Annotated in this window: 20 protein-coding genes; 9 read left to right on the forward strand and 11 right to left on the reverse strand. The window is 67.2% G+C overall.

Annotated elements, in window-relative coordinates:
- The first annotated feature begins 101 nt into the window (after window positions 1-101).
- Genes ACIPG5_RS01320 through ACIPG5_RS01330 form a run of 3 tightly spaced genes read left to right on the forward strand, consistent with a single transcriptional unit; the run spans window position 102 to window position 2,229 of the window.
- Entirely contained in the window at window positions 102-389 is a 288-nt protein-coding gene (locus ACIPG5_RS01320) for an iron transporter (RefSeq protein WP_176512122.1), read from the forward strand.
- A complete protein-coding gene (locus ACIPG5_RS01325; RefSeq protein ID WP_401372949.1) occupies window positions 386-1,900 on the forward strand; it encodes a PepSY-associated TM helix domain-containing protein in 1,515 nt (504 codons plus the stop codon). Before ACIPG5_RS01320 ends, ACIPG5_RS01325 begins: the two co-directional genes overlap by 4 nt.
- Window positions 1,897-2,229 carry a DUF3325 domain-containing protein gene (locus ACIPG5_RS01330; protein ID WP_401372951.1) on the forward strand — a complete coding sequence of 111 codons (333 nt, stop codon included), beginning with the start codon at window positions 1,897-1,899 and terminating at the stop codon, window positions 2,227-2,229. Before ACIPG5_RS01325 ends, ACIPG5_RS01330 begins: the two co-directional genes overlap by 4 nt.
- Here the strand turns inward: ACIPG5_RS01330 and ACIPG5_RS01335 are convergent.
- The 3 genes from ACIPG5_RS01335 to ACIPG5_RS01345 all read right to left on the reverse strand — a co-directional run bounded on the left by ACIPG5_RS01335 (window position 2,222) and on the right by ACIPG5_RS01345 (window position 4,425).
- A complete protein-coding gene (locus ACIPG5_RS01335) occupies window positions 2,222-2,815 on the reverse strand; it encodes a biliverdin-producing heme oxygenase (RefSeq protein WP_176512119.1) in 594 nt (197 codons plus the stop codon). The genes ACIPG5_RS01330 and ACIPG5_RS01335 overlap by 8 nt on opposite strands.
- A gap of 92 nt (window positions 2,816-2,907) precedes the next feature.
- Complete coding sequence (locus ACIPG5_RS01340; RefSeq protein WP_176512118.1) at window positions 2,908-3,693, reverse strand: sulfite exporter TauE/SafE family protein; 786 nt, start codon at window positions 3,691-3,693, stop codon at window positions 2,908-2,910.
- A gap of 108 nt (window positions 3,694-3,801) precedes the next feature.
- Window positions 3,802-4,425, reverse strand: coding sequence for a helix-turn-helix domain-containing protein (locus ACIPG5_RS01345; RefSeq protein WP_401372954.1), 624 nt, complete (start codon window positions 4,423-4,425; stop codon window positions 3,802-3,804).
- A 114-nt stretch (window positions 4,426-4,539) separates the two neighbouring features.
- Here ACIPG5_RS01345 and ACIPG5_RS01350 point away from each other — a divergent pair, with 114 nt between their 5' ends.
- From ACIPG5_RS01350 to ACIPG5_RS01360, 3 genes are all read left to right on the forward strand, one after another.
- Window positions 4,540-5,676: an FAD-binding oxidoreductase gene (locus ACIPG5_RS01350; protein ID WP_236237237.1), complete on the forward strand. Its 1,137-nt coding sequence runs from the start codon at window positions 4,540-4,542 to the stop codon at window positions 5,674-5,676.
- 12 nt (window positions 5,677-5,688) lie between these two features.
- Window positions 5,689-6,066, forward strand: coding sequence for a RidA family protein (locus ACIPG5_RS01355; RefSeq protein WP_176512115.1), 378 nt, complete (start codon window positions 5,689-5,691; stop codon window positions 6,064-6,066).
- Window positions 6,067-6,135: 69 nt separating this feature from the next.
- Window positions 6,136-7,200: a hypothetical protein gene (locus ACIPG5_RS01360; protein WP_401372956.1), complete on the forward strand. Its 1,065-nt coding sequence runs from the start codon at window positions 6,136-6,138 to the stop codon at window positions 7,198-7,200.
- Window positions 7,201-7,307: 107 nt separating this feature from the next.
- Here the strand turns inward: ACIPG5_RS01360 and mcpA are convergent, their stop codons facing one another.
- Window positions 7,308-9,194 (reverse strand): methyl-accepting chemotaxis protein McpA, encoded by a 1,887-nt coding sequence (gene mcpA, locus ACIPG5_RS01365; protein ID WP_401372958.1) that lies wholly within the window; start codon window positions 9,192-9,194, stop codon window positions 7,308-7,310.
- Between the two features lie 144 nt (window positions 9,195-9,338).
- Window positions 9,339-10,217, reverse strand: coding sequence for a LysR family transcriptional regulator (locus ACIPG5_RS01370; RefSeq protein ID WP_401372960.1), 879 nt, complete (start codon window positions 10,215-10,217; stop codon window positions 9,339-9,341).
- A gap of 100 nt (window positions 10,218-10,317) precedes the next feature.
- Between ACIPG5_RS01370 and ACIPG5_RS01375 the strand changes: the two genes are divergently transcribed.
- The gene (locus ACIPG5_RS01375) at window positions 10,318-10,746 is read left to right on the forward strand and encodes a PACE efflux transporter (protein WP_176512111.1); all 429 of its coding nucleotides are present in this window, start codon (window positions 10,318-10,320) and stop codon (window positions 10,744-10,746) included.
- Between the two features lie 7 nt (window positions 10,747-10,753).
- Here ACIPG5_RS01375 and ACIPG5_RS01380 read toward each other — a convergent pair whose 3' ends face one another.
- From ACIPG5_RS01380 to ACIPG5_RS01400, 5 genes are all read right to left on the reverse strand, one after another.
- Entirely contained in the window at window positions 10,754-11,803 is a 1,050-nt protein-coding gene (locus ACIPG5_RS01380) for a hypothetical protein (RefSeq protein WP_401372962.1), read from the reverse strand.
- 129 nt (window positions 11,804-11,932) lie between these two features.
- Window positions 11,933-12,613: a GntR family transcriptional regulator gene (locus tag ACIPG5_RS01385; protein ID WP_176512109.1), complete on the reverse strand. Its 681-nt coding sequence runs from the start codon at window positions 12,611-12,613 to the stop codon at window positions 11,933-11,935.
- 17 nt (window positions 12,614-12,630) lie between these two features.
- Window positions 12,631-13,332, reverse strand: coding sequence for a FadR/GntR family transcriptional regulator (locus ACIPG5_RS01390; RefSeq protein ID WP_286915125.1), 702 nt, complete (start codon window positions 13,330-13,332; stop codon window positions 12,631-12,633).
- Window positions 13,333-13,376: 44 nt separating this feature from the next.
- Entirely contained in the window at window positions 13,377-14,687 is a 1,311-nt protein-coding gene (locus tag ACIPG5_RS01395; RefSeq protein ID WP_176512107.1) for a C4-dicarboxylate transporter DctA, read from the reverse strand.
- A gap of 240 nt (window positions 14,688-14,927) precedes the next feature.
- A complete protein-coding gene (locus tag ACIPG5_RS01400; RefSeq protein WP_176512106.1) occupies window positions 14,928-15,242 on the reverse strand; it encodes a helix-turn-helix domain-containing protein in 315 nt (104 codons plus the stop codon).
- A 265-nt stretch (window positions 15,243-15,507) separates the two neighbouring features.
- Between ACIPG5_RS01400 and ACIPG5_RS01405 the strand changes: the two genes are divergently transcribed.
- A complete protein-coding gene (locus tag ACIPG5_RS01405) occupies window positions 15,508-17,073 on the forward strand; it encodes a methyl-accepting chemotaxis protein (RefSeq protein ID WP_401372966.1) in 1,566 nt (521 codons plus the stop codon).
- 12 nt (window positions 17,074-17,085) lie between these two features.
- On the forward strand, window positions 17,086-18,774 hold the full coding sequence (locus ACIPG5_RS01410) for a bifunctional diguanylate cyclase/phosphodiesterase (protein WP_176512104.1): 1,689 nt from the start codon (window positions 17,086-17,088) through the stop codon (window positions 18,772-18,774).
- Between the two features lie 5 nt (window positions 18,775-18,779).
- Here the strand turns inward: ACIPG5_RS01410 and ACIPG5_RS01415 are convergent, their stop codons facing one another.
- Window positions 18,780-23,600 carry a dermonecrotic toxin domain-containing protein gene (locus ACIPG5_RS01415; RefSeq protein WP_401372968.1) on the reverse strand — a complete coding sequence of 1,607 codons (4,821 nt, stop codon included), beginning with the start codon at window positions 23,598-23,600 and terminating at the stop codon, window positions 18,780-18,782.
- Between the last annotated feature and the right edge of the window lie 71 nt (window positions 23,601-23,671).

Raw genomic sequence — 23,671 nt, forward strand, 5'->3', positions numbered from 1 at the left:
CCGCTCCTACAGGCAGGCGAATGTTCCTGTAGGAGCGGCCTTGTGTCGCGAAAGGGCTGCAAAGCAGCCCCAATGCCACAATGACCTCAAGGAATCCCCCAATGAGCAACCCCCCCGCCTGGCTGCAAATCCTCTCCCGCAGCGCCGCCGCGCTGCTCGGCGGCTATGCCTTCAGCTACGCCGCCACCGCTTGCCTGGCCCGGCTGTTGCCACTGGCCGACCGCGACGCGGTCATCGTCGCCACCTTGCCCGCCTTCATCTTCTACACCCTGGCCATCCTCTGGGCCTTCGCCAGCCGTGACGCCCTGCGCGCCTGGGCACCGCTGGCGGTGGCGGTGCCCTTGGCACTGGTCGGTTTCTGGCCCCAGGCCCTGGAGTGGCTGGCATGAAAAACACCTTCACCCAATCGATGGCCTGGCTGCACACCTGGGCCGGGCTGATCTTCGGCTGGCTGCTGTTCGCCATCTTCGTCACCGGCACCCTGGCGGTCTTCGACAAGGAGCTCAACCACTGGATGCAGCCGGAGATTCCGTCGGCAGCAGTGCCCCAGGCCACCGCCGCGCAACGTGCCATCGACTACCTGAAGGCAAACGAAGCCCAGGCCGGCAACTGGGGCGTCAGCCTGCCGACCGAGCGTGCCCCTGGGCTGCGGGTGTCCACCGGCGAGCGGCGCCATGGCGGCGGGGTGCAACTGGACCCAGGCAGTGGTGAGCCCATCGCGGTGCGCGACAGCGTCGGCGGCAACTTCTTCTTCCGCTTTCACTTCACCCTCGACCTGCCGCGCAACTGGGGCATCTTCGTGGTCGGGGCGCTGGCCCTGGTGATGCTGGCGGCGCTGGTCACCGGCATCGTCATCCACAAGAAGATCTTCAAGGAGTTCTTCACCTTCCGGCCCGGCAAGGGCCAGCGTTCCTGGCTGGACTTCCACAACGCCAGCGCGGTGCTGTTGCTGCCGTTCCACCTGATGATCACCTACACCGGCCTGGTGATCTTCATGCTCATCTACATCCCGGCCGGCGTCGATGCGTTGTTCGCCGGCGACAACCGCGCCTATTTCCAGGCCCAGGGCAACGCCCGCCTGGAGCAGCCACGGGCGCTGAGCAAGCAGCCGGCCGAGCTGGTCGACATCGCGCCGTTGCTGGCCCAGGCCGAGGCGCGGCTGGGGCCGATCGCCGGGTTCAACATCCGCAACCCCAACACTGCAGGAGCACGTATCGAAATCCGCCCCGAACTGGGCAATCGCATCGCACTGTCCAAGGGCCAGGCGATGGTCTTCGACGGAGTCAGCGGCGCGCTGCTCAGCGATGTCAGCGAGTGGCGGGCGGCACCGTTGACCCAGCGGGTGATGGCCGGCCTGCACTTTGCCCAGTTCGGCGGCTACCCGATGCGCTGGCTGTATTTCGTCTGCGGCGTGATCAGCTGCGTGATGATCGCCAGCGGGCTGGTGCTGTTCTGCGTCAAGCGCGGGCGCAAGTACGCCAGCAGCGAAGCGCCTGGCCACCGCTGGTACCGGCTGGCCGAGGTGTGCAATGTCGGCTTCGTTTCCGGGCTGCTGCTGGCGTGCGTGGGCCTGCTGTGGGCCAGCCGCCTGTTGCCGATGGAGCTGGCCGGGCGCGAGGCCTGGGAAGTGCGGGCGTTCTTCGGCCTGTGGTTGTTGGCGCTGTTGCATGCGGGTGTGAGGCCGGCGCGGCAGGCTTGGGTCGAACAACTGGGTTTGGCGGCGCTGCTGTGCATGGGCCTGGTGGCATTCGGCGGGCTGGATGACGCGTTGCGCCTGGGTGTGGCGGCAGGCGCGCTGGCCTTGGGCGCCTTGCTGGGCCTGGTGGCGCTGCGCGTTCAGCGGGCGCAGCCGGCAACGCGCAAGGTCGGGGCAGGGCGACGGCTGGAGGTGGGCGCATGACGTTGTTGATCGCAGGTGCCGGGCTGTTTGCCTACGCCGGCATGCTGGGGCTCTGCCAGGGGCTACAGCGGCACTACAAACAGGTATGGCAGCGCGAGTGCCCGGCCGTGCTTGGCAAGCTCCTGCGCGGCGCGGGTTGGCTGGCGCTGCTGGCCAGCCTGTGGCTGTGCGCCCAGGCCTGGGGTTGGGCGATGGGGCCGGTGGCGTGGTGCGCGCTGCTGTCCCTGGCCGGGCTGCTGCTGGTCGTGCTGTTGCCTTACTGGCCGCGGCTGGCGGTGTGGCTGGCCGGCGCACTGCCGGCTTGGGGGCTGTGGCAGTGGGTCAGTTGACCGGCGCCGGGTTGAGCACGTTGCGCTGCCCCAGCCAGTGTTCGAAACAGGCGAAGGTGTCGATTGCGGCCTGCACGGTGGCGGCCTGCGCCGCCGGGGCGCTTGGGGCCCGGTCGAGGCGCTCGAGGAAGTCGCGCCAGTAGCGCCCGGTAAGGGCGCCGTACACATCCAGGAAGCCCGCACCGCTGCTCGGCCCCAGGCCAAGGCGCTCGGCCATCGCCCGCTTGAGCACCTGGCCGCCCAGGGTCGAGCCTTCCAGTACGTACATCACGCCCAGGGCGCTGGCTTCGTCGCGCACCACCGGCAAGGCCTGGCACAAGGGCAGGGTGTCGATGTCGCTGGCGCTCAGTGCGAGGGCCTGCAGGTCCAGGGCCAGTGCGGGGGTCTTGGCGCGCAAGGGTTCCTGGTACGCGCCCAGGCGCGCTTCGAGCGGCGCGTGGAAGCCGTAGTAGGCTTGCATCAGCCGGCTGTAGGCGGCGGTGTCGAAGCCGGCATCGAAGAACGGCAGGCGCGCCTCGAGGGCTTTGTGGCAGGTGAGGGTGCCTTCGCGCAGGGCGAGCAGTAACGGGCTGGGGGTGGCTGGCATTGAACGGGCTCTGGTGGCATTTCGCCTAGTTGGACTGGCGATCGTACCGCAGTGTTCCTGCCAGGCCGCGACTTTATCGCGGCCTGGCCGCTTCAGAATGCCAGTTTGTAGCCGATCAGCAGCAGCATCGCCGCCAGGCACGGGCGCAGCACGCGGTCGGAGATGCGCCCGGTGAGGTGGCTGCCCAGGTAGATGCCAGGCAACGATCCGAGCAGCAGGTAACCCAGCAGCGACCAGTCCATGTTGCCCATGCCGGCGTGGCCGAGGCCCGCCACCAGGGTCAGGGGCACGGCGTGGGCAATTTCGGTGCCCACCAGGCGGCGGGTGACCAGGAACGGGTAGAGCAGGAACAGCGCCACGGTGCCCAGCGCGCCGGCACCGATCGAGGTCAGCGTGACCATCACCCCGAGCACCACGCCGGTCAGCACGGTGAGGATGTTCAGGCTGCGGTCGCTCAAGTGATAGTGGTCACCGGCATGGCGGCTGGCGAAGGCCTGCAGGCGCGACTTGAACAGGATCGCCAGCGCGGTGAGGATCAGCACCACCGCCAGGCCCTGCTTGATGATGGCGTTGAGCGCCGAGGTGTCGGTGTGCAGGGTGCTGAGGAACAGCAGGGTGAGTGCCGCAGCCGGCACGCTGCCCAGGCTCAGCAGGCCGGTGATCTTCCAGTCGATGTTCTTGTTGCGGGCATGTACCCAGACGCCACTGGCCTTGGTGATGGCGGCGTAGAGCAGGTCGGTGCCCACGGCGGTGGCGGGGTTGATGCCGAACCAGAGCAGGATTGGCGTCATCAGCGAGCCGCCACCCACGCCGGTCATGCCGACGATGAAACCCACAACCAGTCCGGCCAGGGTGAAACCGAAAGAACCTACATCCATACGCTACTCGACTGCCCAGCTTTGCCCGTGATCGGATGGGTGCCAGCATATAGGGAGTTTTTATAGCCAAATAGACTTGTTCGTTATTAGGTTATAACCAGCGGCAGCTCAGCGGTCGGTCATCACCACCATCACATGGGCGTCGCCGCCGTCGTCGCTTTCCGACAGGTAGATATGCCCCACCTGGCTGTCGAAATACGCCGTTTCCTGCGGGCCGATGCGCACCGCCTCGCCGGTTTCGAACTCGATGCGCACGCGCCCGCTCAGCACCACGGCGAACTCCTGCCCGGGGTGGCGGATAAAGTCATCGAACTGGCCGCGTTCGCGCGCGATGATGCGGGCATAGGCGGGGGTCATGCGTCGCTGCGGGAAGGCTCCGGCAAGCGGGTGGTAGTCGTAGGTGCCGGTGGAGTAGCCCGCCGCCGCTGGCAAGGAGTCGACCACCACGGTCACAGGTACCGGGGCATTCACCGAGCCGCTGGCACGAAACAGCTGGGCGATGTCGATATTCAGCGCCCGCGCTGCGGCGGCGAGTTTCTCGTAGCCCACCGACACCTGCGCCAATTCCATCTTCGACAAGGTCGAGACCGGCACGCCACTGAGCGCAGACAACTGCTTGAGCGTCAGCTGGCGGGCCTTGCGCACCTGGCGCAGGCGCCCGCCAACCTCGGCGCGATCGAGCAGGGGCAGGGCAGTGGGGCGGCCTGTGGCGGCAGGGCGGTCATCGGGCATTCGCGGCTCTCGGTGTAGGGCAAAGGTCGGGCATCTTACCTTGCAGCCTTGCTTAATTCTAAATTCTCATATATTAGAATTCTCATAAATGATAATTCCCTGGCAGGAGTGTGCATGACCCCGATCTACGACACCTTGATCATTGGTGCCGGCATTGCCGGCGCCTCCCTGGCCTACCGCCTGGCGGGCCAGCGCCAGGTGCTGCTGCTGGAGCGTGAAGCGCAGCCGGGCTACCACTCCACCGGGCGCTCCGCGGCGATGTTCATGGAGGCCTACGGCACCCCGCAGATCCAGGCCCTGACCCGCGCCAGCCGGGCGTTCTACGAAACGCCGCCGGCCGGCTTCTGCGAGCACCCGCTGCTCGAACCACGTGGCTGCCTGTACGTCGCCAGCCACGAGCAGGGCGAATTGCTCCAAGCCACCTACGCGCAGAACCTGGCCAATGGCACCGACGTCAGCCTGCTGGACCGCGAAGCCGCCCTGGCGCTGGTGCCGAGCCTGCGCGACGAAGTCATCGCCGGTGCCGTGCACGAGCCAGGCGCCATGGACCTCGATGTGCATGCCCTGCACCAGGGGTTCCTGCGCGGCTACCGCGCCGCCGGCGGCGAGCTGCGCTGCAATGCCGAGCTGCTCGAAGGCCGCTACCTGGATGGCGTGTGGCATGTGACGCTGGCCGACGGCAGCCAGTTGCGCGCGCGCGAGCTGGTCAATGCCGCAGGCGCCTGGGCCGACCGGGTGGCCGCGCAATGCGCGGTGGCGCCGATCGGCCTGCAGCCGTGCCGGCGCAGCGCCTTTACTTTCCCCGGCCCGGCCGAGCAGGACTTCGCCCGCTGGCCGGCGGTGATCGGTGTCGACGAGAGCTTCTACTTCAAGCCCGACGCCGGCCAGTTGCTGGGCTCCCCCGCCAACGCCGACCCGGTCGAGCCGCAGGACGCCGCCCCCGAAGAGCTCGATATCGCCCTGGGCATCTACAACATCGAAGCCATGACCACCCTGGCCATCCGCCGCCCCAGCCACAGCTGGGCGGGCCTGCGTTCGTTCGTCGCCGATGGCGACCTGGTGATCGGCTTCGCCCCGCAGGCGCCGGGCTTCTTCTGGCTGGCGGCGCAGGGCGGCTATGGTATCCAGTCGGCGGCCGGTGCTTCGCGCCTGGCCGCCGACCTGTTGCTCGGGCAGCCGCTGTGCCCGAGCCTGATTGCCCAGGGCGTGGCGCCCGAGCGCCTGTCCCCGGCACGTTTCCAGTCATCCTGAAAGGAGCTTTGCATGAGCAACGACATCCAGCGTTTCCCCAGCAGCCTGCCATTCCCGTTCTCGCGTGCCGTCAAGGCGGGCGGTTTCCTGTTCCTTTCCGGGCAGGTGCCGATGAGCCCGGCGGGCGAGGTGGTGCGTGGCGATATCCAGACCCAGACGCGCGCCGCCTGCGAGCGCATCGCCGAGAGCCTGGAGGCCTGCGGCGCGCGCTTCGACCAGGTGGTCAAGGTGACCGTGTGGCTGTCCGACATGGCCCACTTCGCCGGTTTCAACGAGGTCTACAAGGCCTTCTTCGGCGACGCGCTGCCGGTGCGCTCCACCGTGGCCTCGGCACTGGCGCTGGGCGTGGACGTGGAAATCGAAGTGCAGGCCTATATCGGCCAGGGCTGAGTGCAGCCCCGTCGCGGCCATGCCCGCGACGGGGCCACCCACACACAACAAAAATAACCTGAGGTTCACATGCAAGAACAACTGAAGATCGCCGGGGCCTTCGTCGGCGTGATCGTAGGGGCGGGCTTTGCGTCCGGGCGGGAATTGCTGTTGTTCTTCGTCGATTTCGGCGTCTGGGGGCTGGCCGGGGCGCTGGTCAGCGCCGCGCTGTTCACCTTCCTGGGCATGGCCTTGGCGGCGCTTGGCAATCGCCAGCGGGCGACGTCGCACAAGGATGTGATCCAGGCCATCTGCGGGCGCCACCTGGGTTTGTTCGTCGACTGGCTGATCACCTTCTTCATGTTCGCCGTGACCGTGGTCATGCTGGCCGGCGGCGGTGCCTTGCTGGAGCAGCAGTTCGGCATCCCGGCGCTGACCGGCAGCGTGCTGGTGACCCTGCTGGTGGTGGGCATCGTGTGCCTGGACGTGCGCAAGGTGATCGTCGCCATCGGCGCCATCACCCCGCTGCTGATCCTGGTGGCCTCGGCCATCGCCCTGTATGCCGTGTTCACCCGCGGGCAGAGTTTCGCCATGCTCGACCAACTGGCCAGCCAGCAGCAGGCCGGTACGCGCCACTGGCTGCTGGGGGCGTTCTTGTATGTGTCGTACAACATCGTCGCCGGCGCGCCGATCCTGGCGATTCTTGGCGGTTCGGCCAAGGGCGAGAAGACCGCGATATGGGGCGGCTTGCTCGGCGGCGCCGCGCTGGGTGGGCTGATGCTGGTGATGAGTGCAGGCTTGCTGTCGCGCCTGGACAGCGTCGCCGACCTGCCGATGCCGATGCTGTCGATCGCCAACGAGGTTTCACCGCTGCTGGGGCTGGTGATGTGCCTGATCATTTTCGGCATGATCGTCAACACGGCGGTGGGCACGCTGTTCTCGTTCCTGTCCCGCCTGCTGCCGGCGGGCACCGCCAAGTTCCGCTGGGGCTCGGTGGTGACCGGGGTGGTGGCGTTCGTCTGCAGCCTGGTGGGCTTCATCAGCCTGGTGGGGCAGGTGTATCCGCTGTTCGGCTACCTGGGGTTCGTGTTGATGGCGGCGGTGTTGCTGGCCTGGCTGCGGCGCGGCAGGCAGCGCAAGGTGGCGGTGGCCTAGGGCTGCTGCGCAGCCCAATCGCCGGCAAGCCGGCTCCTACAGGTTTCATGCGATTTTGGCTGCAGCATATTGCCTGTGGGAGCCGGCTTGCCGGCGATGGGTTCACCTCAGATGCGGAAGCTGCCCACCAGTTGCTTCAAGCGCCCGGCCTGCTGCGCCAGCGCATCGCAATGGCGCAGGGTTTCATTCAGGTTCTCCACCCCTTGCTGGTTCAGCGCGTTGATCTGGGTAATGTCCAGGTTCAGGCTCTCGACCACCGCCGTCTGCTCTTCGGTGGCGGTCGCCACCGACTGGTTCATGCCGTCGATCTCGCCAATGCGCTGGGTCACGCTGGCCAGGCGCACGCCGGCCTGGTTGGCCACCTGCACGGTCTGCTCGCTGGACACCTGGCTGGTGTTCATGGTGTGCACCGCCTCGCGTGAGCCCACCTGCAGGCCGGTGATCATGCGGTGGATCTCTTCGGCCGACTCCTGGGTGCGGTGCGCCAGGTTGCGCACCTCGTCGGCGACCACGGCAAAGCCGCGCCCGGCCTCGCCCGCGCGCGCAGCCTCGATGGCGGCGTTGAGCGCCAGCAGGTTGGTCTGCTGGGAAATGCCCTTGATCACGTCGAGGATCTTGCCGATCTCGTCGGTGCTGGCGTTGAGCGTTTCTATCTGCGCGCAGGACTCGCTGATGCGCTGGGACAGGGCGGTCATCGCACTGATCGTTTCCTCCACCACCTCGCGCCCGCCATGGGCCTGTTCGCTGGCGCCGCTGGCATGTTGCGAAGCCTCGGCGGCGTTGCGGGCGATTTCCTGGGTGGCGGCGCCCAGCTGGTTGATCGCCGCGGCAACGCTGTTGGTGCGCATGCTCTGCTCTTCGGAGCCGATGATCGAGGCATTGGAGGCGTTGACCACCTGCTCCGACAGGTCATGCACCAGGCGCGTGGCCGAGGACACTTCGCTGATCGAGGTGTGGATGCGCTCGACGAAGCGGTTGAACGAGCTGGCCAGTTCGCCGAACTCGTCCTTGTGCTGCACGTCCAGGCGCCGGGTCAGGTCGCCTTCGCCCTCGGCGATGTCGCGCATGGCGCGGCCCATGGTGGTCAGCGGGCGCATCAGTACCGGGATCAGCAGGCCCAGCAGCACGGCGATGGCGACCACGGCGATGAGCATGGCGATGACCGCCGAGGTGCGGAATTGGCCGATGGCGGCGTAGGCCTTGTCCTTGTCGATCGACAGGCCGATGTACCACTGCGCCGACGGCAGGCCGGCCACCGGGGCGAACGAGATCAGCCGCTCCTGGCCATCGAGCTGCACATCCTGCATCCCCGCGGCCACGCGCAGGCCGCTGCCGGGGTAGATGTCCTTGAGGTTTTTCATCAGCTGGCCTTTGTCGGGGCTGACGATCACCTGGCCTTCGCTGTCGGCCAGGAAGGCATGGCCGATGCCGCCGAAGTCGACCGAATTGATGATCTGCACCAGGGTGTCGAGGGTCAGGTCGCCGCCGACCACGCCGATCAGCTCGCCGCTGGCCTTGCTTTTGACCGGGGTGGCGATGGTCACCATCAGGCCGCCGACAGCGCCCTGGTAGGGGGCGGTGAGCACGGTCTGCCCGGCGTTCGCCGCACTGGCGTACCACGGCCGCTGGCGCGGGTCGTAGCCGGCGGGCATCTGCGTGTCGGGGCGCTGGGTGAACACGCCGTTGGCCTGGCCCAGGTAGGTGAAGAGGAAGTTGCGCGTGTAGGAAGGTTGCTCGATCAGCCCGGCCAGCGTGTCGCCGGCCCCTTGCGTGGCGATGTCCTGGGCGAGGTTTTCCAGCACCAGGATGCGCCCGCTCATCCAGTTCTGCACGCTGCTGGCGGTCAGAGCGCCAGCCTGCTGGACCGACGCTTCGATGTTCTGGCGCAAGGTGTTGCGTTGCAGGTAATCGTTGTAGAGGGTGAACAGGGCGAATGCCAGCACCACGACGCCGCAGGCGCTGAGCAGGATTTTGTGGCGAAATTTCAGGTTCATGTTTCGAGACCTTAAGCCATGGAGGGGAGGGCGCCGCGCGCTTGTGGCGCGCTGGCGGGGCCTGTCTCCTGAGCTATCGGCGCGGGCGGTAAAACATTGAAATGCCGGCGCATTGTCTTGCGCCGCAGGCGACGGACGGCACCCCTAGCGGTGCGCCAGCTGCTCGATCAGCAGGCGCGCTGCATGGCCCAGCGGTTGTTGCTTGCGCCACAGGGCGTGGATGGGCAACTGCAGTTCGTTGCGCGTGTTGCCGAACGCCAGGCGCACCAGCCGGCCGCTGGCGATCAGCGGCGCGACCCGGGCCAGTGGCAGGTCACCCCAGCCAAGGCCGGCTTCGACCATCTGCAGGGCCAGGTCGAAACTGTCGGTGGACCAGTGCGTGGCACCGATCAGCGCCCGCGGGTCGAGCAGCGGCAGGTCGCGGCTGCGCACCAGGATCTGGCGCACCTCGATCAGGTCTTCAAGGTTACGGATGCGGCCTTCGCGCAGGGCCGGGTGATGGGGCGCCAGGGTCGCCACCAGGGTTTGCGTGCCGACGTGCTGAAAGCCGCGCCGGGCATCGACCTGCAGGCCGGCGAAGGCCACGCACAGGTCGGCGCGGCCGCTGTCGAGCAGTTGCAGGGCTTCGTCCTGGGGGGCGCTGAGCAAGTCGATGTCGAGCAGCGCAAAGCGCTCGCCGAGGCTGGCGATGGCGGCCAGCAGGGGGCGGTGGTCGATGTCCGGTACCACGGCCACGGTGAGGCGGCTTTCCAGCCCCTGGGACAGCTCCAGCGCATGCACCTGCAACAGCCCCAGCTGTTCGGCGATCAGCCGCGCGTGGGGTTCGAGCGCCAGGGCCTGGGCAGTGGCGCGCACTTCGCGCGGGCCGCGCTCGAACAGGGCATAGCCCAGCTCCGCCTCCAGGTTGCCGATTGCCATGCTCACCGCCGAGGGCACGCGCTGCAAGGCCCGGGCAGCTGCCGAGAACGAGCCTCGGTCGAGCACGGCGAGAAACAGCAAGATGTTGTCGCTGGAAAAGTTCATGGGCGCATGCTGTCAGTTAATCTGAAAGCTGCCAACTTTTTCTGTCAGGTTAATTGAAGCATCCTTGCGCCCTTCGTTTTCGCGACATGAGGTTTTTCCGGTGCAGGGAGTCAAACGCAAACTGGTCTATGTGACCTTCTATGAACTGATCGGGCTGTGCATGTCGACCCTGGGGCTGGCGTATCTGTCCGACACCCAGGCCTCGCACACCGGGCCGCTGGCGGTGATGATCACCACCATCGCCATGCTCTGGAACCTGATCTACAACAGCCTGTTCGAGTATTGGGAAAGCCGCCAGGCCAAGCGCGGGCGCAGCGTGGCGCGGCGGGTGGCGCATGCGGTGGGGTTCCAGCTGACCTTGGTGGTGTACCTGATTCCGCTGATTGCCTGGTGGCTGGGCATGAGCCTGGTCGAGGCGTTTCTGGTGGACCTGGCGTTCATCATTCTGGTGCCGTGCTACACCTTTGCCTACAACTGGGCGTTCGATCGCATCTTTGGCTTGCCGACATCGGCCATGGCCACTGCCTGAGGCGCCGCTAGGGCAGGCGAATCAGCAACGGTTGCTGGGCTTGTGGCACCTCTTCCGGCTCCTGCGCCCGTGGCGCACTGGCCAGCAGGCTGTCCTCGACCTGCCCCGACAAGTAGTACACCCCCGCCATGGCCCCGCTCTGGCGGTTTTCCATCAACTCCTGCCACTCCTGGTTGAGCGCCACGTTGAGGATCACCCGCAACTGCTCGACCATCTCCGGGTGGTCGCGGTCATGGGTGATCATCCCGTAGCCCGCCGCCGCCACCGAAATCATCGCTCCGGCCACCTTGCCCACCGCGCTGGCCACGGCGCTGGCGATGCCCCGTGGGGCGAGCGTGGCGCCGAGTTTTTCGCTGGCCCGGTTGGCCACCGATGACAGGCCGACATCGGTCCTGCCTGGCCCCTTGGCGGCTTGTTGATGCAGGTATTCGCGCAGCGCCAGCCAGGCGGGTTGCTGGTCCAGGGCCTTGGCCCGCAGCAGTTGGTAGAGGCTGGCATTGCGCGCCGGCGGCGGGCCCAGGTTGATCGCCGGGATGCGGTTGAGGCGCTGGCTGACCTGCTCGGGCGGGGCGTTGTAGCGCTGAATGATCGCCGGCAACTGCTGGCCGAACAGCTGGATGTACAGCTCGCAGGCGCGGTCGCGGATGCCTTCGGGGTTGATCTGCTCGGCCACCGGGTCGATCACCCGCTTGTGGTACTGCTCCTGCAGGTACAGGGCCAGGCGTTTTTCCGCAGGCTCGCGGCCTTCGCCGCTGTCGAGCTTGTACCAGGCCACCTTGAGGGTCAGCCATTGCTGGGTCCAGTAGCCGGTGAACCAGGGGATGAAATCGCTCTCGGTGCGCTGCTGCACTTGCTCCTTCCACACCCGCATCGAGCGCCGCGCATAGTCGTTGGCCGAGCCTGCGGCGCCGACCGAGGCATCGATCAGCTCCTGGTCGATGCGTTGCCAGGCGGCGGGGTTGAGTACGGCGGGCGGCGGCGGCGGAGCAGGGCGTTTGCCGGCGCAGCCGGCGAGGGCCAGCACAAGGCAGAGCAGCAGGGGGATGCGCAAGCTCACTCGGTGGCCTCCCTGGGTAGAGGCTGGGCGGTTATCCGAGTATAGGGCGCGGTGCTGGGGGCTGCGCTGCAGCCCATCGCCGGCAAGCCGGCTGCCACAGATACAGCGCAAGCCTTGAAGCGGCGCCGTTCACTCCAGGTTCAGCTTGTCTTCCAGGCGGTCCAGGTGCTCGTGCATCAACGCCAGCGCCGCCCCTTCGTCACCGGCTTCCACGGCATCGATGATCGCCGCGTGCTCCTGCCAGGCGCAGTGGTCGCAGCAGGGCGATTCGTAGCGGGCGATGATCAGCGAGGTCATCGGCACCAGCCCATTGAGAAACCGCGCCAGCGGTGCGTTGGCGGCCACCTGGGCGAGCTTGAGGTGGAACTCGCCACCCAGGCGGATCGCCGCACAGCGCTCGCCGCGTTCGTGATGCTGGCGTTCGCGCTCCACCAGCTGGCGCAACTGGCGCACCTGCGCCGGCCGGGCGCGCTGCGCGGCCAGGCTGATCAAGGTGGTTTCGGCCAGGCGCCGGGCGCTGAGCACCTGGCGCGCCTGTTGCGGGTCGGGGGCGGCCAGGTGCGCGGTGTGGCTGGGGCGCTGCACCACCACCTGCTGGTCCGAGAGGCGCCCGAGCACCCGGCGGATCACCGTGCGGCTGACGCCGAATGCGTTGCCCAGGGCCTGTTCGGGCAGCAGGCTGCCAGGCGGCAGGCGCTGTTCGAGGATGGCGTCGAACAGGCGTGGGTAGATCTGCTCGGCCGACAGGCGGGTTTCGCCGGCGGCGAGCAGGGCAGGCAGGCGGGGGGCGGCGTGGGCGCAGGCGGTCATGGTCGCTCTCCTTCGGGTCAGGGCTGCGGATGGTCGTCCGGGATGTTCAGTTCGATGCCCATGCGCTGGCCCTCGGCGAGGATGTGCTGGCGCATCTGGGCACTGGCCTGGGCGCTGTTGCGCTCGCGGATGGCGCGCACCACCGCTTCGTTTTCCTTGAGCCGCGCGGCCAGGTGCTCGGGCGAATTGCGCAGCATGCCGGCGCTCTGCTTGAGGGCATTGCCGGTCTGCTGCACCACGCTCTGGAAGATCGGGTTGGTGGTCAGGGCGAACAGCGCTTCGTGGAAGGCGATGTAGGCCTTGGCACCGGCCTCGCTGTCATCGGCCTCCAGGGCTTCGCGCATGTCCATCAGGGTCAGGCGCAGTTGGCCGATGTCCTGGCTGTTGGCCGACTGCGCCACCAGGCCGACGATGAAGGGTTCGAGGGTGTAGCGCAGCTCCAGCACGTCGGCCAGGCTGGCGGCGGCGGTATCGCTGGCGGTTTCCAGCGTGGCGGCCTCGGCGTCCAGCACCAGCACGCCCTTGCCCGGCATCGAACGCACCAGGCCCAGGGTTTCCAGCACGGTCACCGCTTCGCGCAGGCTGGGGCGGCTGATGCCCAGTTGCTCGGCCAGTTCACGCTGGCCCGGCAGCATGTCGCCGGAGCGCCATTGGCCGCGGGCCAGGGCTTGGCGCAGTTTTTCCACCACTGAGGTGACGACGGTCGATGAGCTGATCACGTTTCGCTCCTGAAAGGGCCGGCGCCAGCGCCGGCCACATGGGCTCAGAATTCCTGTTGATGGGCGTTGGCGGCCTTGCGCGGTGCATGGGCGAAGCCGGGTTTGCCATCGAGCACGTTCTGCGCGCGCTCAAGGTCGATGTCCTTTTCCCAACGGGCGATGGCCACCGTGGCCACGCAGTTGCCGATCAGGTTAGTCAAGGCTCGGCCGATGCCCATGAACCAGTCCACCGCCAGTACCAGCACCAGGCCCACCACGGGGATGGCCGGCACGGCGGTGAGGGTGGCAGCGAGGATCACCAGCGCCGAGCCTGGGATGCCGTGGGCACCCTTGGACGTCACCAGGGACACCAGCAGGATGGTCAGCAGGTCGGTCATTTCCAGCGGCGTGCCGGTGGCGTTGGCGATGAACACGATGGCCAGGGTCAGGTAGATGGAGAAGCCATCGAGGTTGAACGAGTAGCCGGTGGGGATCACCAGGCCGACGGTGGAGCTGCCGATGCCCAGGTGCTCGAGCTTGCGCATGATCTGCGGCAGCACGGCGTCGGAGGAGGCGGTGCCCAGGACGATGGTCAGCTCTTCGCGCAGGTACTTGATGAACGGCAGCAGCTTCAGGCCGGAAATGCGCATCACCGTGCCCAGCACGATCAGCACGAAGCCTGCGCAGGTCAGGTAGAACAGCGCCACCAGGCCGCCCAGGTGCTGCAGCGATTCCAGGCCGTACTTGCTGGTGGTGAAGGCGATGGCGCCGAACACGCCGATCGGCGCCAGGCGCACGATCATGCCCATGATGCGGAAGATCACGTGGCTCAGTTCGTTGATCAGCCGCGAGATGCCGGCCGCCGATTCGCCCACCAGGTTCAGCGCGCTGCCGAACAGCACCGAGAACAGCAGGACCTGGAGGATGTTGTTGTCGGCGAAGGCGCCCACCACCGAGGTCGGGATCAGGTCCATGAAGAACGCGGTGGCGCCGTGGATGTGCTGGCCACGCTCGGCCAGGCTGCTGGCGTCGGCGCTGGACAGCTGGTCCAGGTGGATGTTGGCACCGCTGCCGATGCCACTGCTGAAGGCGAACACCAGGCCGATGACCAGGGCGATGGTGGTCAGCACTTCGAAGTAGATCACCGATTTGAGGCCGATGCGGCCGACTTTCTTCAGGTCGCCGGCACCGGAAATGCCGCTGACCACCACGCAGAACACGATCAGGCCGATCAGCATCTTGATCAGCTTGATGAAGCCGTCGCCCAGGGGTTTGAGTTGCAGGGAAAGGTCGGGGAAGCTGAGGCCGCAGGCGATGCCGAGGGCAAGGCCGAGCACCACTTGCAGGAAGATCGAACGCGAGCACCATTTGAGCATGGGAGGTATCTCTGTCGGTGTCCTTGCTTCGGTGCCGCACGGGGCGAAAGAGCGCAGGACTTATTTATTTTTGTGGTCTTACCGGTTTGTTTAGCGCGGAGCCATAAAACCGCGAAATTTCCTACAAGGCAAGGGTTTTTGGCCTTACCGGTCTGACCAGTTGTGGTGCACGATGGCCTGCCGGGCTCTAGTCCGGTGCGTGGGTGGGAAAGGGTCACTCAAGCGGTGGGACGAACGGAGTCAGGGCTTGGCCAGCACCTGGTCGACCGCTGCAATCAGCTTGCCAAGATCCTTGGGCGGGGCGTTGTGGATGACGCCGAACAGATAGGCGCGCTGCTCCTGTTCGTCGTCGGGTTCGGCGAAGAATTCCTTGGGCTTGATGCCCAGTACCCCGGCGAACATCAACAGGGCGTCGATGCTGGGGCTGTAGGTGCCGGTTTCGAAGCGGCTGATGGTCTTGGGATCGAAACCGGTCCGTTCGGCGAATTGTGCCTGCGTCAGACCCGCCAGTTTGCGGTAGCGGCGCAGGGCAAAACCCAGACCTGATCTCGTCATCACTTAATTCCCATGCAGAATCAAGAACTTAACGATATTCATCCATATAGCACAACGCCATATTTCATCACTTTCATTTCATTTTTGTGACGGATTTCGTAGAATTCTTGGCTTGACCGGATAGTCAACGTCGCGCATCCAGCCCGATCGGGCGCCAGGCCCGGGCTGCTGGATGCACATTTGCACATTGGAGCGGATCGACGTGGATCGGTTCCGATGGCTGCCAAAGGGCAGCGTCCGGGCCGTCAGTGAATGGAGTCTCATCGTGCGCCTCAACTTGCCGGTAACCCCGGTCGAGCAATGTTTCCCCCAGGATCAGCGGCTGATTTCGGCCACCGACACCGCCAGCCTGATCACCTACTGCAACCCCGAATTCGCCGCCATCAGCGGCTACAGCGAAGCCGAGCTGATCGGTAGCCCGCACAACCTGGTACGCCACCCGGACATGCCGCCGGCGGTGTACGAGCTGATGTGGCGCTACCTCAAGGCCGGCAAGAGCTGGATGGGGATCGTCAAGAACCGCTGCCGCAATGGCGACTACTACTGGGTCAATGCCTATGTCACACCGATACGCGAAGGCGGGCGGGTGGTGGGCTATGAGTCGGTGCGGGTCTGCCCGAGCCGTGAGCAGGTGCGCCGGGCCGAGGCGTTGTACGCGCGCCTGGCCGAGGGCAAGGGCCCGCTGCCTGCGGGCCGCCGGCTGGCGCTGCTGGGCCAGGCGCTGGCCTTGCCACTGCTGGGCGGGGTGCTTGCCGTGGGCGCCAACCAGCTCTGGCCCGGGTTGCCCGGCCAGGGGCTGACCCTGGCGTTGTTCGCGGCCTACGGGCTGTGGATGCGCAACAGCCTCGGCCGGCAGATGCAGCAGGTGATCGAGGGCGCCGAAGGCACCTTCGCCGACCCGCTGGCCGCGCTGACCTACAGCGACCTGCCCGGTGCTGCTGGGCAGTTGCAACTGGTGCTGACCAGCGAAGAAGCGCGCCTGAAGACCGCGCTCACGCGCCTGAGCGACCTGGCCACGCAAATGGCCGTGGCCGCCCAGGACGCCGGGCGCCTGTCTCGCGGCACCGAGGCGGCGCTGCTGGAGCAACGCGCGCAAACCGACCTCAGCGCCACGGCGATGACCGAGATGGCCGCCTCCATCAGCGAGGTCGCCAGCCATGTGCAACTCAGCGCAGGCGAAGCGCAAACCGTGCACCTGCTGGCCGAGCAGGGCAGCCAGGTGGCCGATGCCAGTGGCGCGGCCATCCAGGCGCTGGCCGCCACCGTCGAGCAGATCAACCAGGCGGTGCTGCACCTGGCCGGCCAGTGCGCCGGGATTGGCGAGGCCACCGGGATGATCCGCGCCATCGCCGAGCAGACCAACCTGCTGGCCCTCAATGCCGCCATCGAAGCGGCGCGGGCCGGCGAGCAAGGCCGCGGCTTTGCGGTGGTCGCCGATGAAGTGCGCGCCCTGGCCGACAAGACCCGGCAATCGACCCTGCACATCCAGAGCATCATCGACGCCCTGCGCAGCGGCGCCGAGCAGGCCGTGGGCATGGCCAGCCAGGGCAGCGCGGCAGCGGAGCAGGGCGTGGCCCAGGTGCAGCAGGCGCAGCAGACCCTGCATGGCATCCGCGACGCGGTGCAGCGCATCAGCAGCATGAGCCAGCAGATGGCCACGGCCTCGCAGCAACAGTCGGCAGTGGCCGAGGACGTTTCGCGGCAGATCAATGGCGTGGCGGGCATTGCCCAGCAAAGCGCCCACAGTGCCAACGCCGCCGCCTCGCGCGGTGCTGAGCTGGAGCAGGTGTGCGCCGGCTTGCGCGCCCTGGTGGAGCGCTTCAACCGCTGAAGCAGGATGCTTATGGACGATAACTACCGTGCGGCCGTGGACGCGGCCGCGATCTTTTCCGAAACCGACCTGCGCGGGCGTATCACCTACGTCAACCAGCAGTTCTGCAGCATCTCCGGCTACAGCCGCGAGGAGCTGCTGGGGGCCAACCACCGCATTCTCAATTCGGGCCTGCACGAGCCGGAGTTCTTCCTCGGCATGTGGCGGGCGCTGGCGGCGGGCAGGGTGTGGAAGGGCGAGATCTGCAACCGCGCCAAGGACGGCTCGTTGTACTGGGTCGACAGCACCATGGTGCCGCTGGTGGACCCGGCCAGCGGCAAGGTGCGCAAGTATGTGTCGATCCGCTTCGATGTGACCGAGAAGCGCCAGTTGCTGCACACCTTGCAGTGGCGGGTGGGGCACGATGTGCTCACCGGCCTGCCCAACCGCGCCTACCTGTCCGACTTGCTCAACCAGGCCTTGGCCTTCTCGCGCCGGGAAGATATTGCGCTGGCGGTGTGCATGCTCGACCTGGACGGCTTCAAGGCGGTCAACGATGGCTACGGGCACGCCGCCGGCGACCTGCTGCTGGTGGAAGTGGCGCAGCGCCTGAAGGGCATCCTGCGTGGCGGCGATGCCGTGGCGCGGCTGTCGGGCGACGAATTCGTGCTGATCCTGCGCCACGTCGACAACCCCCAGCAGTTGCATATGGCCCTGCAGCGGGTGTTGCGGGCGCTGGCCGCGCCCTATGTGATCCGCGAGCAGCGCCTGACCTTGAGCGCCAGTATCGGCGTGACCTTGTTCCCCCAGGATGACGAGGACGCCGACACCCTGGTGCGCCATGCCGACCAGGCCATGTACGTGGCCAAGCAGCGCGGGCGCAATCGCTACCAGGTGTTCGACGTGTCCGAGGAGCTCGAGCTCAAGGCCACCCACCAGACCGTGGCGCGGGTGCGCTGGGCGCTGCGCAACCGCGAGCTGAGCCTGCACTATCAACCCAAGGTCAACCTGCGCACCGGCCAGGTGCTGGGCTTCGAGGCACTGCTGCGCTGGCAGCGCCCCTCGGGCGAGCTGGTATTGCCCGGCGAGTTCCTGCCGCTGGTGGAGCAGACCGACCTGATCGTCGAGATCGGCGAGTGGGTGATCGCGCAGGCCTTGCAGCGCCTGCTGGCCTGGCAGCGGCTGGGCAAACCCTGGTCGCTGAGCGTGAACATCGCGGCGCGGCATTTGCAGCGTGGCGATTTCGTCGAACGGCTGAAACAGTTGCTGGCGGCCTATCCGCATGTTGACCCAGCCCGGTTGGACCTGGAGATCGTCGAGTCGGTGGCGATCGACAACTTGCAGCATGTCAGCCGCTGCCTGGAGGCCTGCCAGGCGCTGGGCGTGCGGTTTTCCCTGGATGATTTCGGCACCGGCTACTCGTCGTTGAGCTACCTCAAGCGGCTGCCGACCCAGACCATCAAGATCGACAAGTCGTTCGTGCGCGACATCCTCCACGACCAGGACGACCTGGCCCTGACCGGCGCGGTGATCGGCCTGGCGCGGGCCTTCGGCCGCGAGGTGGTGGCCGAAGGGCTGGAAAGTGTCGAGCATGGGCGGGTGCTGATGGCGCTGGGCTGCGAACTGGCGCAGGGCTACTGCATTGCCCCACCGATGCCCGCCACCCAGGTGGTGCCGTGGGTGGCGGGTTATCGGCAACCCAGCGAATGGCAGGATGCCTAGCCGGTTCAGGTGAGGGTGCTGGCCATGGCCTCGGTCAGGCTGCGCAGCAGCGCGTCTTCGGCTGCCTTGCGGGTGCTGAGCAGCAGCTCGCTGGCCCGCTGGTAGATGGCGCTTTCATCGGCATGGCGCCCGGACACCAGGTCGACCCGCTGCAAGGCGCCGCCCTGGCGCCACTGCAGGCCGTCGATGTGGCCCAGTTCGCGCTCCAGTGCATCGATGTAGGCCGCCGGTACGCGTGGCCCGGTGTAGTCCCCCAGGCTCTGCGTGGGCTCGGTCAGTTCGCTGTGGTACTCGCTTGCCGCCTCCCATTCCCTGGCCAGCGCTTGGAATTCCCCGGCACGCAGGCGGCGCAGCCACTGCTGCCAGAAGCGCTGGTCGCATGCCCATTGGCTGAACAGGGCGGCGTCCACCTGCGCGTTTACGCCAGCGCCCAGGCGGTTGACGGTCGCCGGGCTCAGGCGTGCCAGGTAGTCGAAGCGAATCACCTGCGGTTGCGGCGGTAGCCCGAGCGGCCCGCGTAGCTGCATGCGCGCGTGCAGGGCCATTTCGATTTCGTCGACGTTGTAGTCCGGCTCGGTCAGTGCAACGTCGTTGAGGTCGTCGTCGGCGTCCAGCGCTGGGGCAGCTTCACGTGCTTGCGCATCAGCCGCTTGCGCCAGTGCCCGGCGCCGGGCCACGCGGGCATTGAACAGGTCGCCGATGCGCTCGTCGAGGCGCTGCTGGCGCAGCAGGCCGGCAGCACTGTTCAGGGCCACCTGCTCGCTGTGCGTGCCGGGTGCCGCGGTGTTGACCGCGTCCCACAGCATCACGTCGGTTTCGATCTGCTGGAACAGCAGGCTGGCCTGATCGACGCAGCCCTGGGTGGCATCGTCGATCGCCTCCATTACCTGCTCGTGCAACTGCGCCCGGCCCCATCCTCCCTCGGCTGCTTCGCCGGGGTTCTCGCTGAGCGTGCGCAGCACGTGCTGCATGCGGGTGCGCACGAGGCCTGGCTGGCTCTGGTAGTCGGCTGTCAGGATCAGCCGCTCGAACAACTGGTAGAGCGGCTGCCATGAGGGGTCGTCGGCGGTCATCGCGTGGTGCTCCTGCAATTCGTCAGGCCAGTCGATGTACCAGGGGATTTCGACCTCGACGTCGCCGAGCGCGGGCAACCCGGCATCGGCCAGGCGCTGGTGGGCTTGCTCGGTGAATGGGTTGTTGTCGAAGTCGAAAGAGGCACGTGGCTCGGCCCCATGCACCGCCTCGGCGAACGCGCTGCCCTGAAGGTCAGGAACTTCGGTGAGCTCGTTCTCGCTGAGGTCCAGGCTGTGCAGTTGCAGCGGGCGCTGGTTCATCAGCTCGGTGAGGCCGGTGGGCCATACGTCTATGCCGGTTTGCTGCAGGTCCAGGGCCTGCAACTGGTGCCAGCCGCTGACATCGGGTGCCAGGTCCAGCGGGTTTTCGCCGAGGAACAGGGTCTGCAGGCGGTTCAGGCGGGCGAGTGCGGCCCGGCTTTCTTCGCTCAGGGTGGTGTCGTTGCTGGTCATGCTCAGGTCGATCAGCGACGGCCAGCGCTGCAACGCCTCGAAGTGCTCGGTGGTGAGGTTCAGGCCATTGTTGTCGATGGCCAGGGTAGTCAGCGACGGCAGGCTCGCCAGCCGCTCCAGCGCGGCTACCGTGAGATCGTCGAGCGCGTTGCCCAGGTTCAGCCGCCGCAGGTTGCGCCGCCCGGCCAGCAGCTCGAGGTTGGCAGCCTCGGCCAGGTCCACGCTGTTGCTCGACAGGTCCAGGCTCTGCAGGGCATCCATCTGCCCGATCGAGGGCGGGATGGCTTCCAGCGTGTTGTACTCAAGGTCCAGGGTCTGCAGGTTGGAGAAGGCGCCAAGGAAATCATCCAGGCTGTCAACCGCTGAGCCGGACAGGTAGGTGATCCGCAGCTGCCGCACATGGGGCATCGGTGCCGGCAGGGTGGGCAACTGCCCCAGGTTGTGGCCATCGAGCTCGAGGATCACATGGTCGACCCTGCTGGCAGCATGGGTCGATTCGCGGCGCCAGGCCATGCGCAGGCGCCTGGCCGCTTCACCGCGCACTGCGCGCTGCGCCTCCAGCGAGGTGCCGTTGGCGACATGCGGGTCATGGATCCACAGCTGAAGGGTGCTTTCGAGCTGCAGGTACTCGCCCCTTAGGCGTTCGAGCAATGCGCTCAATGGTTGCCCTCCAGCCTCCTGGAGCAGGCGTTGGCGCAGCGCCTGGTGCGCTTGTGGCTCGGTGGAGGGGAACAGCCGGTTGAACAGTTCGTCTTCGCTGACCCAGCCCAGGCCGCGCCCGCTCAAGGGATAACCGACCTGGCCGCCGGGCAGCCGCCGTGGCAAACGGTACCAGGGGCGCAGCGGCTGCATGCCCAGGTGCCGCGCCGCCGAGGTGCGATCGATGGCGAGCAGGCCGAGCAGGGCATCCTTGAGCGCGTCGGGCTCATGGATCTGCAGGCCGAGTGCGGTGCGTTCGCTGTCGGGCAGGGCATTGAGCAGCGCCTGGAAGATGTCCGCCCGGTTGGCCAGGGCCTCGCCTTGCTCATTGAGCGGCTCGTACCCTTTTTCGCTGCGAACGATGCGTTTCGCCGGCAGCGCCTCCGGGCCGCAGGCCTGCAGCAGCCGGCCGGAAACCGAACCTTCGCGCAGTTCGATGCGAACCTCGCCCGTCCAGCCGGGCAACTGCGCGAGGGCGCCGAACACCAGGGCGTCGCGATCTTCGACCGGGCCGCCGGGCTGGTGCAAGCGGGCCAGGGCGCGGTTGATCCGGGCTTCCCTCAGGTACAGGCGGGCGGACTCGCCCAGTTGCAGGGGCAGGCGCTGGGTGCGTTGCATCTGCAGCAGGTCGGCGGGGCGTGCCTGGGCCAGCAGCTCGGCTTGTGCCCGGGCACTGAGCGAGGGGAAGTCCCGCGCCAGCAACTCGCCCTGGGCTACCCGCGCGGGCGCAGGCGGGACCTGGCCGCCAAGCATCTCCAGGGCGTCGAGCAGCAATGCCGGGGCGGGTTCGCGATCGACCATGACCCGGCGCAGCACCGCTTCGTCGTAGCCGCTGCATTGCAAGGCGCGCTGCAGTGCAGGCGTGTCCATATCACTTGCGCTGTTGGCCAGGCGTTGCAACAGCTGTGCGCGATCCCAGTGCAGCGGTTGTTCATGGGCGAAGATCCACGGCCCGGGCTCCATGCCCTGCAAGCTCGGCCGCACGCGCTGCCCTGGCGCTGCGGCCAGGCGACGGCCGCCATTGCCGGCCTGCTCCAGCGGGTAGTTGTGGGTGGGCGTTTTCAGCCAGGTTCGCCCTTGCCCCTGATGCAGGCCATCGGCGCGCACGGTCAGTTGCCCTGGTGCTTCGCGGTGGAAGGGTGCAAGGTCGCCGTGCCACAGCCGAGTGCCGGCCTCGCTGTCGACCAGATGCCAACCCTGCAGTGGGCCTGCGGGTACGCTCAGTGCTTCCACGGCGCCCAGCGCGGCGAACTGCACCAGGCTCTCGATCACGCCGAACAGGTGGGCGATGGCCGCGTCGCTGTCGTGCGCGTTGGCGGCGTGAACGCCATCGAGGAATTCGTCGACGATCTGCGCGCCACCCACCACCAGCATCAATTCGGCAAGGCCTGGCACGAAGAAGCTGGCCAGGTTGAGCACCGTCAGCCCGGCGCCCAGCCAGCTTTCCAGGCGCGCCAGTAGTGCGCTGGCGTCCAGTTGAGCGACGGGTACGGCAATGCTGGCGGCATCGATGAACTTGCGCTCCACCTGCGTGCGTGCGCGCGCCTTGAAGCAGTCACCTGGCCACTGCTCCAGGCCCAGTGGCAGCCTGGCGTTCTTGTCGCGGGTTTCCTGCCAGATGTCACGCGGGCCGGGGAAGGCGCGCCTGAGCCAGCTGAACCTGTCGCCCTTGTCCAGCACCGGCGGGGTGGGGTGCAGTTCGGCGTAGGGGTAGTGGGGGTAAAGGGTTTCGCGCAGGCGTTGGAGGAACCCGGCCTGCTCCGGCAGGGGGACGTGGCGGATGAAGAAGGCACGGAAGTCATGGTCGGCCAGGCGGTCGGTGAGCGCGGCTCGCAGTTCGCCCAGCGAGGCATGCTGGCGCAGCGCGCCTTGTGGGTCGCCGGGCAGGTACAGCAGGCAGCTTTCGTCTGCGCTCGGGTCCTGCAACTGAATGACCAGCGGGCCATTGAGCGGCGTGCCGAACAGGGTGATGAACTGGCGCTGGACAACGCGGCTGCCGCTTTCGCGGGTGATCTGCGCCTGGTCTTCCAGCACTGCCTGTGCCAGCGCCTGGCCGTGGCTGTCGAGATGCCCGCGCAGGGTGGCCATCGCCAGTTCGGCGCGCAACGCACTGCGGTCCTGCTTTTCGAGCAGGGCACGAAAAGCGTCGTTATCGACGATATCGCCCAGGTGAGCGCGGTAGCGCTGGCCCAGGTCCAGGTTGCGGATACCCCGGACCAGGGTCGCGGTATCCAGCGCCAATGGGCTGAAGTCGGCTGCGCGCAGTTTGGCAGGGGTGTCGGCTTCGGCATTTTGCAGGGCGGCTTCGAGCATCGACAGGTGCTTGCGCGGGGCGTCACCGGTAAACGACACCTGCGCCTGGAGCAGGCTCGCCACGGGCGTTTGCGGGAACCAGCGTGCCAGCGCGTGTTCCAGCAGCGGTTTGCAGAAGGCATCGATCGGCTGCAAGGGCGCCAGGGCCAGCTTCAGGCGCTGCGTCTGTTGCTGGCTGTCGCGGATCAGCAGCGCCAGTTCGGCGCGCTGCTCTGGGCTGGCTTGCCGCAGCCAGTCGGGGATCTGGCGTTGGATGAGGGCGAGGTGGGTGTGATGTGCATGCGTCATCGTCTGCTCCTGCGGGGAGGGGGGGAGCAGGGAGGCTAGCGATGCCGATGGCAGGAGCGCGGGTAGATAGG

Origin of the sequence: Pseudomonas sp. NPDC087029 (genome assembly GCF_044745345.1) — a bacterium.
Lineage (GTDB): Bacteria > Pseudomonadota > Gammaproteobacteria > Pseudomonadales > Pseudomonadaceae > Aquipseudomonas > Aquipseudomonas faucium.

Excerpts from the sequence above, each read along its gene's own strand:
- ACIPG5_RS01320 (WP_176512122.1), top strand. The coding sequence starts at position 102 with ATGAGCAACCCCCCCGCCTGGCTGCAAATCCTCTCCCGCAGCGCCGCC.
- ACIPG5_RS01325 (WP_401372949.1), top strand. The coding sequence starts at position 386 with ATGAAAAACACCTTCACCCAATCGATGGCCTGGCTGCACACCTGGGCC.
- ACIPG5_RS01330 (WP_401372951.1), top strand. The coding sequence starts at position 1,897 with ATGACGTTGTTGATCGCAGGTGCCGGGCTGTTTGCCTACGCCGGCATG.
- ACIPG5_RS01335 (WP_176512119.1), bottom strand. The coding sequence starts at position 2,815 with ATGCCAGCCACCCCCAGCCCGTTACTGCTCGCCCTGCGCGAAGGCACC.
- ACIPG5_RS01340 (WP_176512118.1), bottom strand. The coding sequence starts at position 3,693 with ATGGATGTAGGTTCTTTCGGTTTCACCCTGGCCGGACTGGTTGTGGGT.
- ACIPG5_RS01345 (WP_401372954.1), bottom strand. The coding sequence starts at position 4,425 with ATGCCCGATGACCGCCCTGCCGCCACAGGCCGCCCCACTGCCCTGCCC.
- ACIPG5_RS01350 (WP_236237237.1), top strand. The coding sequence starts at position 4,540 with ATGACCCCGATCTACGACACCTTGATCATTGGTGCCGGCATTGCCGGC.
- ACIPG5_RS01355 (WP_176512115.1), top strand. The coding sequence starts at position 5,689 with ATGAGCAACGACATCCAGCGTTTCCCCAGCAGCCTGCCATTCCCGTTC.
- ACIPG5_RS01360 (WP_401372956.1), top strand. The coding sequence starts at position 6,136 with ATGCAAGAACAACTGAAGATCGCCGGGGCCTTCGTCGGCGTGATCGTA.
- mcpA (WP_401372958.1), bottom strand. The coding sequence starts at position 9,194 with ATGAACCTGAAATTTCGCCACAAAATCCTGCTCAGCGCCTGCGGCGTC.
- ACIPG5_RS01370 (WP_401372960.1), bottom strand. The coding sequence starts at position 10,217 with ATGAACTTTTCCAGCGACAACATCTTGCTGTTTCTCGCCGTGCTCGAC.
- ACIPG5_RS01385 (WP_176512109.1), bottom strand. The coding sequence starts at position 12,613 with ATGACCGCCTGCGCCCACGCCGCCCCCCGCCTGCCTGCCCTGCTCGCC.
- ACIPG5_RS01395 (WP_176512107.1), bottom strand. The coding sequence starts at position 14,687 with ATGCTCAAATGGTGCTCGCGTTCGATCTTCCTGCAAGTGGTGCTCGGC.
- ACIPG5_RS01400 (WP_176512106.1), bottom strand. The coding sequence starts at position 15,242 with ATGACGAGATCAGGTCTGGGTTTTGCCCTGCGCCGCTACCGCAAACTG.
- ACIPG5_RS01410 (WP_176512104.1), top strand. The coding sequence starts at position 17,086 with ATGGACGATAACTACCGTGCGGCCGTGGACGCGGCCGCGATCTTTTCC.
- ACIPG5_RS01415 (WP_401372968.1), bottom strand. The coding sequence starts at position 23,600 with ATGACGCATGCACATCACACCCACCTCGCCCTCATCCAACGCCAGATC.